General features: G+C 70.9%; 12 protein-coding genes. 3 read left to right on the plus strand and 9 right to left on the minus strand.

What is annotated here, in order from left to right; translation table 11 throughout:
- Positions 1 to 126 precede the first annotated feature (126 nt).
- The 7 genes from GQS52_RS13415 to GQS52_RS13445 form a co-directional block, all read right to left on the minus strand.
- Complete coding sequence (locus GQS52_RS13415) at positions 127 to 1,569, minus strand: RtcB family protein (protein ID WP_346268238.1); 1,443 nt, start codon at positions 1,567 to 1,569, stop codon at positions 127 to 129.
- Between the two features lie 117 nt (positions 1,570 to 1,686).
- Positions 1,687 to 2,121: an archease gene (locus GQS52_RS13420; RefSeq protein WP_182313680.1), complete on the minus strand. Its 435-nt coding sequence runs from the start codon at positions 2,119 to 2,121 to the stop codon at positions 1,687 to 1,689.
- Between the two features lie 197 nt (positions 2,122 to 2,318).
- On the minus strand, positions 2,319 to 2,759 hold the full coding sequence (locus tag GQS52_RS13425) for an Hsp20/alpha crystallin family protein (protein WP_346268239.1): 441 nt from the start codon (positions 2,757 to 2,759) through the stop codon (positions 2,319 to 2,321).
- Between the two features lie 226 nt (positions 2,760 to 2,985).
- Positions 2,986 to 3,414, minus strand: a complete 429-nt coding sequence (locus GQS52_RS13430) for a DUF2267 domain-containing protein (protein ID WP_182313682.1) — start codon at positions 3,412 to 3,414, stop codon at positions 2,986 to 2,988.
- Positions 3,415 to 3,997: 583 nt separating this feature from the next.
- Positions 3,998 to 4,225, minus strand: coding sequence for a hypothetical protein (locus tag GQS52_RS13435; RefSeq protein WP_182313683.1), 228 nt, complete (start codon positions 4,223 to 4,225; stop codon positions 3,998 to 4,000).
- Between the two features lie 50 nt (positions 4,226 to 4,275).
- Positions 4,276 to 5,076, minus strand: a complete 801-nt coding sequence (locus GQS52_RS13440; protein WP_182313684.1) for a sigma 54 modulation/S30EA ribosomal C-terminal domain-containing protein — start codon at positions 5,074 to 5,076, stop codon at positions 4,276 to 4,278.
- Between the two features lie 675 nt (positions 5,077 to 5,751).
- On the minus strand, positions 5,752 to 6,375 hold the full coding sequence (locus tag GQS52_RS13445) for a TetR/AcrR family transcriptional regulator (protein ID WP_182313685.1): 624 nt from the start codon (positions 6,373 to 6,375) through the stop codon (positions 5,752 to 5,754).
- A 125-nt stretch (positions 6,376 to 6,500) separates the two neighbouring features.
- Here GQS52_RS13445 and GQS52_RS13450 point away from each other — a divergent pair, with 125 nt between their 5' ends.
- The 3 genes from GQS52_RS13450 (at position 6,501) to GQS52_RS13460 (ending at position 11,307) form a co-directional block, all read left to right on the plus strand.
- Positions 6,501 to 7,328, plus strand: a complete 828-nt coding sequence (locus tag GQS52_RS13450) for an SDR family oxidoreductase (RefSeq protein ID WP_182313686.1) — start codon at positions 6,501 to 6,503, stop codon at positions 7,326 to 7,328.
- A 404-nt stretch (positions 7,329 to 7,732) separates the two neighbouring features.
- The gene (locus tag GQS52_RS13455) at positions 7,733 to 9,190 is read left to right on the plus strand and encodes an FG-GAP-like repeat-containing protein (protein WP_182313687.1); all 1,458 of its coding nucleotides are present in this window, start codon (positions 7,733 to 7,735) and stop codon (positions 9,188 to 9,190) included.
- 1,199 nt (positions 9,191 to 10,389) lie between these two features.
- Positions 10,390 to 11,307 (plus strand): hypothetical protein, encoded by a 918-nt coding sequence (locus GQS52_RS13460; protein ID WP_220472765.1) that lies wholly within the window; start codon positions 10,390 to 10,392, stop codon positions 11,305 to 11,307.
- Between the two features lie 215 nt (positions 11,308 to 11,522).
- Here GQS52_RS13460 and GQS52_RS13465 read toward each other — a convergent pair whose 3' ends face one another.
- Together GQS52_RS13465 and GQS52_RS13470 are read right to left on the minus strand one after the other, a co-directional pair.
- Entirely contained in the window at positions 11,523 to 11,948 is a 426-nt protein-coding gene (locus GQS52_RS13465) for a hypothetical protein (protein WP_182313689.1), read from the minus strand.
- A gap of 915 nt (positions 11,949 to 12,863) precedes the next feature.
- Positions 12,864 to 13,672 (minus strand): IS5 family transposase gene (locus GQS52_RS13470; RefSeq protein ID WP_259370759.1). Its coding sequence is split into 2 segments (ribosomal slippage): positions 12,864 to 13,339 and positions 13,339 to 13,672, totalling 810 coding nucleotides; the frame shifts between segments, so codons are not numbered across the junction.
- Between the last annotated feature and the right edge of the window lie 313 nt (positions 13,673 to 13,985).

Here is a 13,985-nt window from a genome sequence, read left to right on the forward strand (position 1 = left end):
ACCCCCTGCCCCCGGGACTTCCGTGGCCCTCGGGGGAGAGGTGCGGGAGACCGCCGCGGCGGCGGGAGCAGGGTTCGGCCCCCGACGTCGGTCCTCGGCGTCAGCCCTCGGTACCAGTCCTCGACGTCAGCCCTTGACGACGCCGAGCGGCACCAGCCGCGCCACCCTGCGGCACAGCCCGGCCCCCTCGCTCGCGCGCACCACGGCGTCGATGTCCTTGTACGCGCGCGGCGCCTCCTCGGCGAGCCCGCGCCACGACGCCCCGCGCACCGCGACGCCCCGGGCCTCCAGCTCCGCCCGCAGGGCGCGGCCGTCGACCTCCCGCGCCGCGCTGTGCCTGCTGCGCACCCGGCCCGCGCCGTGGCAGGTCGAGTGCCACGCGCCACCGCCTTCCACACCCACCAGCAGGTACGAGGCGGTGCCCATGGTGCCGGGGATGAGGACGGGCTGCCCCACTGCGGCGAGGTCGTCCGGCAGGTCGGGGTGGCCGGGCGGCAGCGCCCGGGTGGCCCCCTTGCGGTGGACGCACAGGCGCACCGCCCTCCCGGCGACGTGGTGGGTCTCGATCTTGGCGAGGTTGTGCGAGATGTCGTACACCAGGTCCAGTCCGTGGCCCGTCGTCTCCTCGAAGGCGTCTCTGGCGGCCTCGGACAGCAGCTGCCGGTTGGCCCGTGCGTAGTTGGCCGCGGCGGCCATCGCGCCGAGGTAGGCACGCCCCTCCCCGGACCCCGCCGGCACGCAGGCGAGCTGACGGTCCGGCACCTCGATGCCGTACCGCGCCGCGGCGCGGTCCATGGTGCGCACGTGATCGGTGCAGATCTGGTGGCCCAGACCCCGGGAACCGCAGTGGATCATCACGCAGACCTGCCGCTCGCGCACCCCCATCGCCGACGCGGCGGCCCGGTCGTGGACCGTGTCGACCGCCTGCACCTCCAGGAAGTGGTTGCCCGATCCCAGGCTGCCGACCTGCCCGAGGCCGCGTTCCACGGCGCGGACGCCGACCTGCCCGGGATCGGCGCCGGGCAGGACCCCGCCGTCCTCGCAGCGCGCCAGGTCACGGGCGACGCCGTGTCCCCGCTCCACCGCGTGGCACGCCCCGCCGACCAGGACCTTCTCCAGCTCGGTGCGGCCGATCTGCCAGACCCCGCCACGGCCCGGCCCGCGCGGGACGCGCCGGTCGAGTACGTCCATCAGCTGCCCCAGGCGGGGGAGGAGGGCGTCCCGTTCGCACGGTGCGGCGAGCAGCCGCACCCCGCACGAGATGTCGAAGCCGACGCCCCCGGGGGAGACGACGCCGCCGTCCGCGACGTCGGTGGCGGCGACGCCCCCGATGGGGAAGCCGTACCCCCAGTGCACGTCTGGCATGGCGTACGAGGCCTCCACGATCCCCGGCAGCGTGGCCACGTTCACCACCTGCTGCAGCGCCTGGTCCCCGGCCGCCTCCGGGAGCAGCGCCCGCGAGGCGAAGACGACGCCGGGCACGCGCATGCTCCCCCGCCGGGGGATCCGGAACCGGAAGGGGCCCTCCTCGACGACCTCCACGGTCGCCCCCGTCACGGTCGCACCCACCGAGATCGCCTCCTCACGCCCCGCGGGGCCTGTTCCCGCGGGCCTGTTCCCGCGGGCCCTGCTTCCGCGGGTCCTGTTCCCGCGGGCCCTGCTTCCGCGGGCCGGGTCCTCGCGGGCTCACACGTCGAGCGTCACCGAGCAGGTCCAGCCCTCCGGCCCGCCGGAGAGGGACAGCCCGTGCAGGGTGACGGCCTTGGGCGCCGCGCCGATCACCGTCAGCGTGCCGGCGTCGGCCATCAGCAACTCGGCCCGCAGCGCACCCCGGACCTCGGTCAGGACGACGTCGACGGGCACCTCGTCCTCGGTGTCGAGCCGGTACACGACCTCCTCCAGGAGGTCCACCAGCAGGTCCTCGTCGCGGTCTGCACGGAGTTCGACGACGCGGCTGCGGACTCCCCTCGCCCCGGTGAGGTCGACGAACGCCTCCGCGACGCCGCGCACCGCGTGCGCCATGCACTCCTCGCGCGTCGGCGCCCACGCCCGGACCGTCAGGTCCGCGGTGTGCGGAACGCCGCAGTGGCCGCCGCGCAGCGCGGTGCCTCCCGCTCCCATGACCGCCCGCCTCCCTGCCGGCCCTGCCGCCTTCCCGTCGGACCTGCCGGGCCCGCCGGACCTGCTGGGCCCGCCGACCGCGCCGGGCCCGCCGACCGGGAGGCCCGGCGCCGTACGCCGGGACGGGACGCCCCGGGACCGCCGCGGTACGACGGACAATCCGGTGACGCCCCGTCACCCGGGACGGTCCGACAGGGTCAGTCCCCGGACGTGATCTCGATGTGCCGGGGCTTGGACTTCTCCGCCTTCGGCACGGTCACGGTCAGCACGCCGTCGTTCAGGGCCGCGTGCACGTCGTCGGCCTTCACGTCGGCGGGCAGCAGCGCCCGGTACTCGAACCGTCCGGCGCGGCGGGTGCCGCGCCGCAGGACGCCCGTGCGCTCGCGCTCCTTCAGCTCCCCGGCGATGACGAGTTCGCGTCCGCCCATCGAGATGTCGATGTCGTCGCGGGCGACACCGGGCAGGTCGGCCTCGATCAGGTACGCGTCGTCGGTCTCGGTCATGTCCGCCAGAGGAGCCCAGGCCGCCATCTCGGCCATCGGGGCCGAACCGACTGCGGACTCGAACAGGCGGCTCATGCGGTTGAACAGGTCCTCGAACTCCGCGAGGGGATCACGCGTCCACGCGGGAATCCCCAACTCGCCTGTCGTGCCTGCTCGGTGACGTCGTACGGGAAGAGTCATCGGTACCACCTCCGTGGACCGCCGTCAGGACGGTTCCGTCGTTTCCATGCTTGCTCGGTTGCAGTACATCCGCACGCCCGGACCCGGCCCCCGGACCCGGCCCGGCGGTGCGCGCCGCCCACCGGGCCGGGCGCGGTTCCCGCGCCCCGTGCGGGCCGCCCGCGGTGCGGACTGCCCGGGGTCACGCCACCGGTTCGAGGAGGGAGCGCACGTCGCGCGGCAGCTGGTCGAGCACCGTCTCGAACTGCCCGGGCGAGACCTGGTGGCGCACGGCCTCGGCGACGGCGGGGGCGATCCGGGGGACGTCCGCGGGATCGACCCTGGACTCCTGGGTGAAGCGGTTGACGTAGGTCTGGCGGTCGTACTTGACCGGCACGTGGCTGGGGTCCCAGCCGTCGTAGTACACGCCGCGCAGCAGTTCTGGGAGCTGGGCGGCGAAGTGGGCCGCCACGTCGACCGTGAGCCGGTCGCGCAGCGTGTGCAGCCAGGCGCGCAGCGCCCGGTTGGCGAGGTGGCGGTCCTCGGTCTCCATGGAGTCGGCGACGGCCTTCAGCCAGATGTTCGCCGTGTGGATGGCGTGCTCGAAGCCGTTGGAGTGCGTGGCGGTCATGGGCCTTCCCTTCCGGTCCGCCCTGCCGGACGGTGCCGGTGCGGTCACGGCCGGAGGTGCGCGGCCGCTCCCCGGCCGTGCCGGGCCCGGCGGGAGGGCCGTCCGGGTTCACCGCCCTGCGGTGCCGGGAGCGGAGGTCCGTCGGGGCCGGCGCGGTGCCGGCGCCGGTGCGGACAGGGCCTGTTCCTCTGCCCGTGCGCCGTTCCGTTCCGTACGCACGGAAGACCTGCGAGGTGGGCTCCCTTCGCCGGCATTGTCCGGATCAGGTGCTGGAGGTCGCCGTCCGGTCTCTCGACCTTCCGGCCTCTCAGCCCGGCCGTCGATCACCTCGGCGAGGACCAAGGCCCTCTTCCCCGAGGCTGCTCCGGTCGAACTCCCTCGCTCGCCCCGCAGGCCACTTACTACGCTATTCCCGGACGAAACGGGCGTCAAGGGTGAATTCCCTGATCCGGGCGAGTGATTTTCCGGAGCGGATGGAGACGCACGCGCAGACGCACGACCACGGCGAACCGGGGCAGAGGCCCGTATCTCCTCTGCCCCGGAAGGCCCCGGAAGGCCCCGGGAAGGCCCCGGGAGGGGGCCGCTACATCCCCTGGGCGAGCAGCAGTTCGTGCGCCAGCCGGGCGCCGCGGGCCGCCTCCGTCTCCAGCCTGGTGTCCTCCGACGGGATCTCCTCCAGCCCCCGGGCCAGCGCCCGTAGTGCCTGGGCCAGGGTCTGCACCTGCGACTCCAGCAGGCGCAGCCGTTCCTCCGGGTCCTCGGCGGCCCGGCCGGCGCCGGCGTCCGGCTCCTGTGCGGAGTTCTGGGTCATCGTCGACCTCCGTCAACGTGCGGATGGTGTGCGGGTGGGCTGTGGACGGACTACTCGACGGGCGCGATCAGGCCGTAGTGGCCGTCGTAGCGGTGGTAGAGGACGTTTCCCCGTCCGGTCGCCCCGTCGGTGAAGAACACGAACGGGAACCCGGCGAGGTCCAACCGCTTCTCCGCCTCCTCCACGTTCATCCGGGGCGCCGGGAGCCCGCTCACGGTCAGCGGCACGGACACCGGGCCGATCCGGTCGGGGCTGGGGCGAACCTGGGCGAGCCGGTAACCGTCCGGACCGTCCCGGTAGACGACGCTGTCCTCGCCCGAGCCGGCGTCCGTGAACAGGTGGAAGTCGTAGTCCATCTCCTCCATCTCGTAGACCGCCTCGTCCGGGGTCTCCCGGGCCAGGGAGAAGGACTTGTGGCGCACCACCTGCCGCTCCTCCACCGGACGGGGGAAGTAGTCGGGACGGTGCGTCGGCTCACTGTCGTGGCGCCACTCGTGCGGCTCCTTCGTCGGCATCCCGCCGCGCCGCGCCTCCCAGTCCTGCCGGGTCCGGCGCATCCTGGCCACCAGCCGGTCGTGCGGCAGGTCGACGGCCTCGGACATGGTCCCCGAGGCGACGTGCGCCCGCACCTGCCGGCCGTTGACGTCCAGGTTGGCCTGGGCGATCGCGGGCCTCTCCGTCGCGGGGTTCGCGGTCCGGGTCAGCCTCACCCGGGCGAACAGAACGGGTTCACGCAGCTGACCGGCCAGCTCCTGCACCTTGGAACGTGCGTACTCGACCGAGTCCTCCGGGACCTCGCCCCGGACCTCCACCTGGATCTCGGGAGTCTGCCGGACTGTCGAACGTTTCATGGCATCCTCCTGGCGTCGTTGCTTCCAGGCTCACCACTTCGCGGGCCGACCGGGCAGGGCCGAAGGTCCTTCCGCGCAGACCGGTCGACCCACGCGCCGCGCCGGACGCCGCGCCGCCGCGGGCCGGGGGCGGGCCGGGGAACCACTCGCGCCAGGGGCCCGGCGCCGCTTCCAGTTCCCGTCGGCCCTCTTCCGCGATCTGCGGGACGGCGCCCGTCGGCGCAGTACCCGCGCGTGCACCAGGCACAGGGCCGCCCCGCGCAGCAGCACCTCCCGCGACCTCCTGCGCTGCCCGCCGCCGGGCCGCCGTGCTCACGGGCGAGCCGCCGGCCCCGACGGCGACCACCGGTCGCACGATCCCGCCGCCTACAGGCGTGCAGGTCAGTACGGGGCGGTACGGGTCGGTACGGGGCGGCGCCCGACCGGGTCACGACGGCCGGGCACCCCCGGGGAGCCTCGTCTCCCCCCGGGGGTGCCCGGACCACCCACAGTGCGCCCGTCGCACCCCAATGCTGTCCCGCCCGCCCGTAGCGCGGCAGGGCCGAACCGCTCCGGGCCTTAGGGCCTTGTGGCCCCGACCCGTTCCCCCTTTGTCCCGGGCCCGTTCCCGTCCCGGGCCCGTCCCCCGTCGATCTCCGCCGGTCCTCCACCGGTTCCCGGCAGCCGTCCGACGGGTCAGGTGCCGCTGCCGGGGGAGGGAGCGGTCAGACCGGCGGTGACGAAGGCGACGACGGTGGCCGCCTCGGGGAGCGGGACCGCGGCGGCCGGCGCGGGGGCCACGGGGCGCCCGTAGACCTCCAGCAGCAGCGTGAAGGCGAGGCGCCAGCGCTCGGAGACCTCGTGCACGGGCAGCCCCGGCAGCGCACGCCCCAGCATCACCTCGAAGGGAGGGGAGCCGAACCACGGCGAGACGTTCGGCATCGTCCCGGTGGGGAGCACCGAGCGGGCCAGCAGGTGGCACAGCATCCGGCCCTTCTCGGTGCGGGAGAGCTCGTCGAACGGCTCCACGAGGGTGGTCACCAGCTCCCGGACGCCGGAGAGGGCGCCGTCGTCGCCGCAGGCCCGCGCACGACGGATGACGTCCCGCAGGCGGTCCCCCCAGAAGGGCTCCAACTCCCGCTCCAGCAGGGCCGACACCAGGCCCTCCCGCGATCCGAAGTGGTAGTGCACCGCACCGGGGTTCAGGCCGGCCTCCGCATTGACGGCGCGGACCGAGACGCGGTCGACGCCCTTCTCCAGGAAGAGCCGCTCCGCCGCGTCGAGGAGCCGGTCACGGGTTGAGGGGGAATCGTCGGCCATGCCGTCATTGCACCACACCGCCACCCGCCTTCCCCTCACGATTCAATCAGTGATTGAATCGTGTGAGAGAACCAACCGGGCGGGCCCGCACAAGACGGACGCCCGCCGTAAGGAGACCTGTCGCCATGGGAACGTTCGCCGTCACCGGATCCGCCTCGGGCATGGGCGCCGCCAGCGCCGCCGCCCTCCGCGACGCCGGCCACACCGTGATCGGGGTCGACCTGCGCGACGCCGACGTGGTGGCCGACCTCGGTACCGCCGACGGCCGCCGGCACGCGGTCGAGGAGGTCCTCGCCCTCAGCGGCGGCACCCTCGATGGCGTCGCCGCGGTCGCCGGCGTCGGCCCCGCGATGAAGGACGCGGGCGCCGTCATGTCCATCAACTACTTCGGCCCGGTGGCCCTCCTGGACGGACTGCGGCCCGCCCTGGAGCGTTCCGGCGCCGGCCGCGCCGTCGTGATCGGCTCGAACTCGGCGTCCACCGTCCCGATGATCGACGAGGAACTGGCCCGCCTCGCCCTGGCCGGCGACGAGGACGCCGCCCGCGAGCGCGCCCGCACCGCCCAGGCCGCCCTGCCGCCGGAGATCGCGGGCGACGCGCCGAGCATCTCCGCCTACGCCACGTCGAAGTTCGCGCTCGCCCGCTGGGTGCGCCGCACCGCCGTCACCCCCGAGTGGGCGCGACGCGGCATCCTGCTGAACGCGATCGCCCCCGGCGCCGTGCTCACCCCGCTCATGCTCGGCTCCACCGGCGACGCCGCCGACCACGACCCGGACGAGTTCCCCACGCCCATGCCCCTGGGCGTCTTCGGCCGCCCCGAGGACATCGCCTTCTGGGTGCACCAGTTCCTCCGCCCGGAGGCCCGCTTCACCACCGGCGCGGTCCTCTACGTCGACGGCGGCACCGACGCGGCCATGCGCCCCGACACCCAGCCCACCGCGATGACCCTCTGACGCACACCCCGCCGTTCCGGGCCCGTCCGGCCCGTCCGGGCCGGGCTTCCGAAGCACGGGCGCGACATGGCGCCGGGCTCTGACGCCGCGCACGTCCCACAGTCTTCGCAGACGGGGCAGGTGCGGCACCTACTGAATTCAGTAGGTGCCGCACCTGGTGTTTCGCTGCCGGAGCGGCGGGATTTGACCTCACACCCTCGTCGTCCCGGAACATCGGCCGGACGGTCGACGGGGGTGCGTCCGCCTGCTCACGGGCTGTCGGAAGTCAGGAAGAGGCACCTGCGGCTCACGCGGTTGCTGTACTTCACTGCTGTGCTGCTGTCTCCGCTCTTCTCCCCCGTACAACCCTTCAGGCTCACCAGAGGTCATTTCTGGGCCCACGCACATGTCCTGGAGAGGAATTCATGTCTCGGCCCCACCACAAGCACTCCCGTCGTCCCGGCGTCCTGGGCGCCACCGCCCTCGCGGCCGTCCTGGCCGGTGGCCTGCTCATCACCCTGCCCGGCGGCGCGAGCGCCGCCGCGTCGGGCCTCGCCGACGATTTCAACGGCGACGGCTACCGCGATCTGGCGACCGGCGCCCCGGGCGCTGTCGCGGGAGGGAAGGCGAAAGCGGGCGCCGTGGTCGTCAACTACGGCTCGTCGAGCGGTATCAGCGCCGCGCGCCGCAAGATCACGTCGCAGAGTTCCTCCGGCGTGCCGGGCGCCTCGGAGACCTCCGACCGCTTCGGCACCGAACTCGCTAACGGCGACCTCAACAACGACGGCTACGGCGATCTCGTCGTGGGCACACCGCTGGAGGACGTCGGCGGAGATGTCGACGGCGGTTCGGTCACGATCCTGTGGGGCGGCTCGTCCGGCCTGTCGGGTGGTACGACGATCAGTGACCCGAACGCGTCGGGCCACGACAGGTTCGGCCAGTCACTCGCGGTCGGGGACTTCACCGGTGACGGGAAGGCCGATCTGGCGGTCGGGTCCACCGGCAAGGACGTGTGGGTCTTCAAGGGTGGCTTCACCAGGTCCGAGGGCGCGGCCGGGAAGCTGCGCCTCGACGCGCAGATCGAGTCCGGCGCGTACCCCAAGGGCGCCGTCCGGCTGGCCGCCGGGGACTTCGACAACGACGGGACGGACGACCTTGTGGTGGGGTCCTCCGCAGGCAACTTCGTCTACAGGGGCACCTCGACCGGGCCCGTGCTGCAGACCGGGGCGGGCACGGGGTACGCGGGCGCGCTCGTCGTGGCCGACTTCGACCGTGACGGGCACGACGACCTGGTCGTCGGCTCCGACTTCGTCTCCGTCACGGACCAGGCGGCGAAGGGCGGCTACGTCACCGTGTTCCACGGCGGTACGGCGGGCGTCGACACCACTCGCAGCGCCGTCTTCAGCCAGGACACCGAGGGTGTGCCGGGAGCGGACGAGTCCGACGACTCGTTCGGCGGCGCACTCGCCGCGGGCGACGTCAACGGCGACGGCTACCCGGACCTCGCCGTCGGCGCGGCCTTCGAGACCGTGGGCTCCGCGACCCGTACAGGCAACGTCTGGGTACTGCGCGGCGGCGCCTCCGGCCTGACGGGGACCGGCGGCCAGTCCTTCAACCAGGGCACCTCGGGCGTCCCGGGCGCCAACGAGTCGTCGGACATGTTCGGCGGCGCCGTCCACCTCGCCGACCACAACAAGGACGGCCGCGCCGACCTGTCGGTGGGCGCGGCCGGTGAGAACAGCGACGACGGCGCCGTCTGGGTCCTGCGCGGCTCCACCGGAGGCGTCACGGCCACCGGCGCCGTGAGCTTCGGTGCGTCGTCCGTGGGCATCGGGAACCCGGGGGACGACCCCATGTTCGGGGACATCATGTCGGGCTCCTGAGCATGTGAACGGACGGCCGGAAGGGGCGGCACCGGAGGATTCCGGTGCCGCCCCTGCCGGCTGTCCTGACTCAGGACGCGTCCTGAGAGGTGAGACGGACCAACCGCTTGCCGCAGAGGAAGCGCATGCATGTCAGAGGCCCATTCACGATGATGTGAATGGGCCTCTGACCTGTGTCGGGGTGGCGGGATTTGAACCCACGACCTCTTCGTCCCGAACGCGATCAGAGCGTGCTTGGCCTTGATCCTGAGCACTGACCTGCGCGTGTGCAGTCCAGGACCGTCCGCTTCAGTCCGGGAAGATCGTGGTTCGGCTGCTCCGTTTGGCCCCCTGTTTGGCCCCCGGGGGCCGGGCTTCTCGGCCCTTGGAGGCGGATGGTTCTGGCCCGCCGCGTGCGCCTCTGGAGCAGGCGCTCCCAGGCTTCCCACGGACGGCGGGCCCAGGCGCGTGGCGCGCCCAGCCGGTTACCTACGGATGTGCACCGTGATCTGCCATCCAGCGGCAGCGGCGACGATCGCCACCCCGAGCGGTACGTTCGCGCTGAGCCCGATCACCGAGCCAGCCGCAACACAGAGGGTGGAGAATCCGATCTGAGCCCAGGCCAGTGCGCTTCCGCCGGCCTCAATAGACCCGGTCGGTGCCGTCGAGCGGTCGTGCTGTCCGCCCGGTCCTGGGGTACGTTCAACAGTGCTCAATGTAGAAGTTCCTCGCTTCTCTGGGGAACCGCAGGCACCAGGGCGCTGTGCTGCCAGGCTGGTGGCCCTGGCGCCTGCGTAACTGTTCGCGGCCCGGGACCCGTTACACCTCGTAAGCCCTTGCCGCTCACCACAAGGTTCCCCTCTGACTTCCGACGAGTCAGGTAGACTGTCGGACGGATTGATCCTCATGGCTGCTAAGTTGACATTGAATAGATGAATATGCATGACCCAGTCAGCATGCGGATCAATCCGTAGCGCTCAAAGCGTGGGGGAAATTTGCCGCCGAAGGACGGGAAGGTCGCGGTTCGACTAGAGACGCTACGTGCCCTACGGCGCGGCGAGTTGCCGGCCGTCACGGCTGAGGCGTTGCGTCTCTGGCAGGAGGGCCATCAACCAGCCGACATTCGCGTGCGGCGCGCGTACCTCCGGAACGACAAAATCGAATCGGTAGAGGACGAGCGGAAGCCCTTGCCGATGGAGCAGCGCCCACTTGCAGCGCGCATGATCACCCCCAAGGGGGTCGCGCTGAAGCTGCACCTCACGTTGTTGTTTGCCGCGCAGTGCTCTGCCAAGCCCGGGAAGGCGTGGAAGAACCCGTACCCCGTGGAGCCGACGCCGCAGAGTGATCACTCATGGATGGGGTTGACCGCGACCATCGCCAGATACCGCGGTCCGGGTATCCAGGGTGCCTCGGTTGCCACCAATAAACGGCGACAGGTCACAGAGGCGCTGAAGAAGTTGGAGGGGCTCAATCTGATACGCCCCACCAAGGGGCCCGGCCGGGGGCGGCAGGGATTCCACTTGTTGCACGAGAACGGGAAGAGCACGCCAGCGGCCGGAGTGCCGTATGTGGTTCCGACTGACGCCGAGCCGTTCGTGGAGGTTCCCCGGGAGTTCTTCACTGAGGGCTGGGTGCACGTCCTGACAACCAGTGAGATTGCCGCGCTCCTGATGTGGCTTGATGCTCTGAAGTACGACTGGATGACGACCGCGGACCCGTCGCTGTTCGTCACGAGGGTGACGAGCGCGGTGCGGCAGGGGGCTTACGGTCTTGGGCGAGAAGCCTATGAGACGCATCAACAGCTCGATGCATTTCAACTGTTCGATGTGCTCCGGCCCGAGAAGCGTCACGACGACGGTAAGTGGGAAGGGTTTGGCCAGGACAGTAGCGACCTGGCCTGTCACCGTGTCGCGTTGACCCCGAACGGGTTCAGTCGAGATGCCGGAGAGGTGGTTCAAGAAGTGCTGCAACGCCGGGATGCCCGGGGGGACTGGTCGCGCCCTCCGTTTGCAACCCGTCGCTACTCGAAGATTGTGCTGCGTAAACCCGAGCGCGGTCCGGACGATCAGCGCGAGGGAGGGCTGAGCGATCTCGACCTCGAACGGAAGTATGGGATGGTTGTCGACAGTTATGAGTGATGTGGCGTAGGACCCTCCACCCGCTACGGCACGCCCGGGATTGGACACCGACGGACCGGCTTTAGTGGCGGACCGCTTGCTCCCGAAGCAACTTAGGTGGGGGCACTGCCTTGGGCTGGTGTACCTCTCACCTGCATTGATGGTCCACAGACGTCCATGCTCGTCCGCCGCTGTTCGTCGGCGTTGTCACGCAGATAGACACTCAAGGGTGCTGCTCAGGCCAGGGACGGCCTTGCCCCGTAGCGTTCGTAAAGCCGTCGTACCTGCTTGATCCAGAAGCTGTCCTTCTCATCCTTCGACGCACTCATGGGGAGGAGTTGAAGCTCCTTGGCGAGCTGGTAGAAGCCGGGGCCGGCATCGTTAGCGGTCAGGTAATTGACGAGAGCCGACAGCATCAGCGGGGGATCAGAGGGTGCGATCTGCTGGTCTCGTTCCACGATCAGACCGAGCAGATGTCCCATAGCCGCTCGCTCGTCGGCACGCTCAAAGTCGAAGAGCCGACAGCCAGTTCGCCGGGCCAAAGTGACGTTGAGCTCGGTGTACGAAGTGAGCTTGCCCAACTTCGCCCGCTCAACGAGGAACTCGCGCCCTGAGTCCACCAGGCAGTCCCATTCGCTGTCGTCACGGCCATATGCAGACATCCCGCCCCCTGTGTGTCGTACCGGTCCTTGCGAACGTACCCTGCTGGCCGAATGCTCACAATCACTCGATGGGCCTACCGGGCCTGCTGTTGAAATGCGGGGTGTCGCAGGCGATTGTGACGGGTGTGGAGAGAAACACGCCATCTTGCTGGACGGCTACCCCTGGGGGAAGCCCGATTGGATGGGTGGCTTTGACCTGCGGTTTCGCTACTGGCGACTGCGGGAGGTCTGTCACTGACGGTCGCCGTCGAGTGCCCTCGGCGAACCTCGGACGGCCCAGAGACGGCCCAGGGTTGATCACCGCGAACGGCCGATCGACCGACGACGGGCACCCTCAGTACGGCTGGCCCGAACCTCAGCCGACGACAGCCAGCTACGACGGCGGGCGCGCCGACCGACCACGCACGCGTGTGCCTCGCTGCACCCCCACTGGCCTCAGCCACGCTGCCAGTGCCGTCGACCAGAGCAAGCCGCGTCGGTCGGGCCGTAGGAGACGCCTTCAGGTCCGCCTCATCCAAGCCCTCAGCTTGGGAAGCTGCGATCATTTGAGGGCGGCACGCACGCTGACCTCGACGAACGGTTCAGGTGCGACCTCGTCGGGCTGGGCAGCTTTCACCGTGATCCCCCGCTGTTCTCCGCTCGATCTGGTGCGCTTGTGGTGCGGCCGTGGTGTGCTCGCAGCGGTCGCCCGCCCCACTGGGTCCGTAGTTGCGGAGAGACCGGTCGTTGGCGGTGATGCCGGCTGCGGCCAAGCGCGTGACGCTCGGTGTTCGTGCTGGGCGCGGCCTCCATCCCGAGTCTGTACGGCCGCGGAGCATCGTCGCGTTCAGTAGGTGGGTTGCGTCAAAGCCCGTGCGCTGAGCCCGAGTTGTCAGTGGCGGGTGCAAGAATGCTCCGTATGAGCTCGTAACACGATCATGAGTTGGCCTTCTTGAGGCGTCTCCAGCAGATGAGGCTGCAGGCGAGGGAGACGAAGGCGTCGTGGAGCTCGGTGCGGCGTTCCCAGCGGACGGCGAGGCGCTTGAACTGGTGGAGGAGGGCGAAGGTCTGCTCGACGACGTAGCGGAGCTTGCCCAGGCCCTTGATGTTAGGCCTGCCCTTGCGGGAGATGACCGGCAGGATCCGGCGTTTGCGCAGTTCGCGGCGGTTGGGGTTGGAGTCGTAGCCCTTGTCTCCGAGGAGGGCCTCGGGGCGCCGGCGGGGTCGGCCCGGGCGGCCGGCGACGGGTGGGACTCCGTCGACCAGGGCGAGGGTCTGGGTGACGTCGTTGACGTTGGCCGCGGTGGTGATGACCTTGAGCGGGGTGCCGCGTCCGTCGCAGATCAGGTGGTGTTTGCTGCCCGTCTTCCGCCGGTCGACCGGCGACGGACCGGTGTCGGCTCCCCCTTTTTGGCGCGGACGTGGGAACCGTCGACGCATGCTCTGGACCAGTCCAGCTCGCCGGCCGCGTGCAGCCTGGCGAGCAGGACGCGGTGCAGTTGGTCGAAGACTCCGGCCTGTTGCCAGCGCTCGAGGCGCCGCCAGCAGGTCTGCCCCGAGCCGAACCCCAGCTCAAGGGGGAGCAGTTGCCAGGCGATGTCGTTGTACAGGACGTAGAGGATGCCCTGCAGGCACAACCGGTCCGACACGGGCCGTGGACCGGGAGCCTTCTCGGGCCAGGATGGCAGGAGCGGCTCGATCAGCGCCCACAGGTCATCGTCCACGATCCACGGCCGGGTAGTCACACCCTCTCGAACGGCCGAATCGTCACACCGGGCACGGCCTACCAGGGCAGTTCAACAAGATCGTGTTACGAGCTCTTAGGCCCTCCGTGCCTGGCTCCGTAACTTGGTGCGCTGCTGGAAGGCCAACTGTCTCACCTTGGACATAGGGCTGTGAGCGCGGCCCGGGTGCCGGCCGGGCTGGAGCGGGGCGGAGACAGGAGCGGCGGCCCGGTCCGCGGGCCGCGCGCGGTGAGCGGAGCGAGCCGCCTTGAGCGTGCGGCCTGATGACCAAGCGTCGAAGCCGCGGTGACGGCGGCCTGCACTGGGATGAGAA

It is taken from the genome of Streptomyces sp. SCUT-3, from assembly GCF_014083985.1.
Taxonomy (GTDB): domain Bacteria; phylum Actinomycetota; class Actinomycetes; order Streptomycetales; family Streptomycetaceae; genus Streptomyces_H; species Streptomyces_H thermolineatus.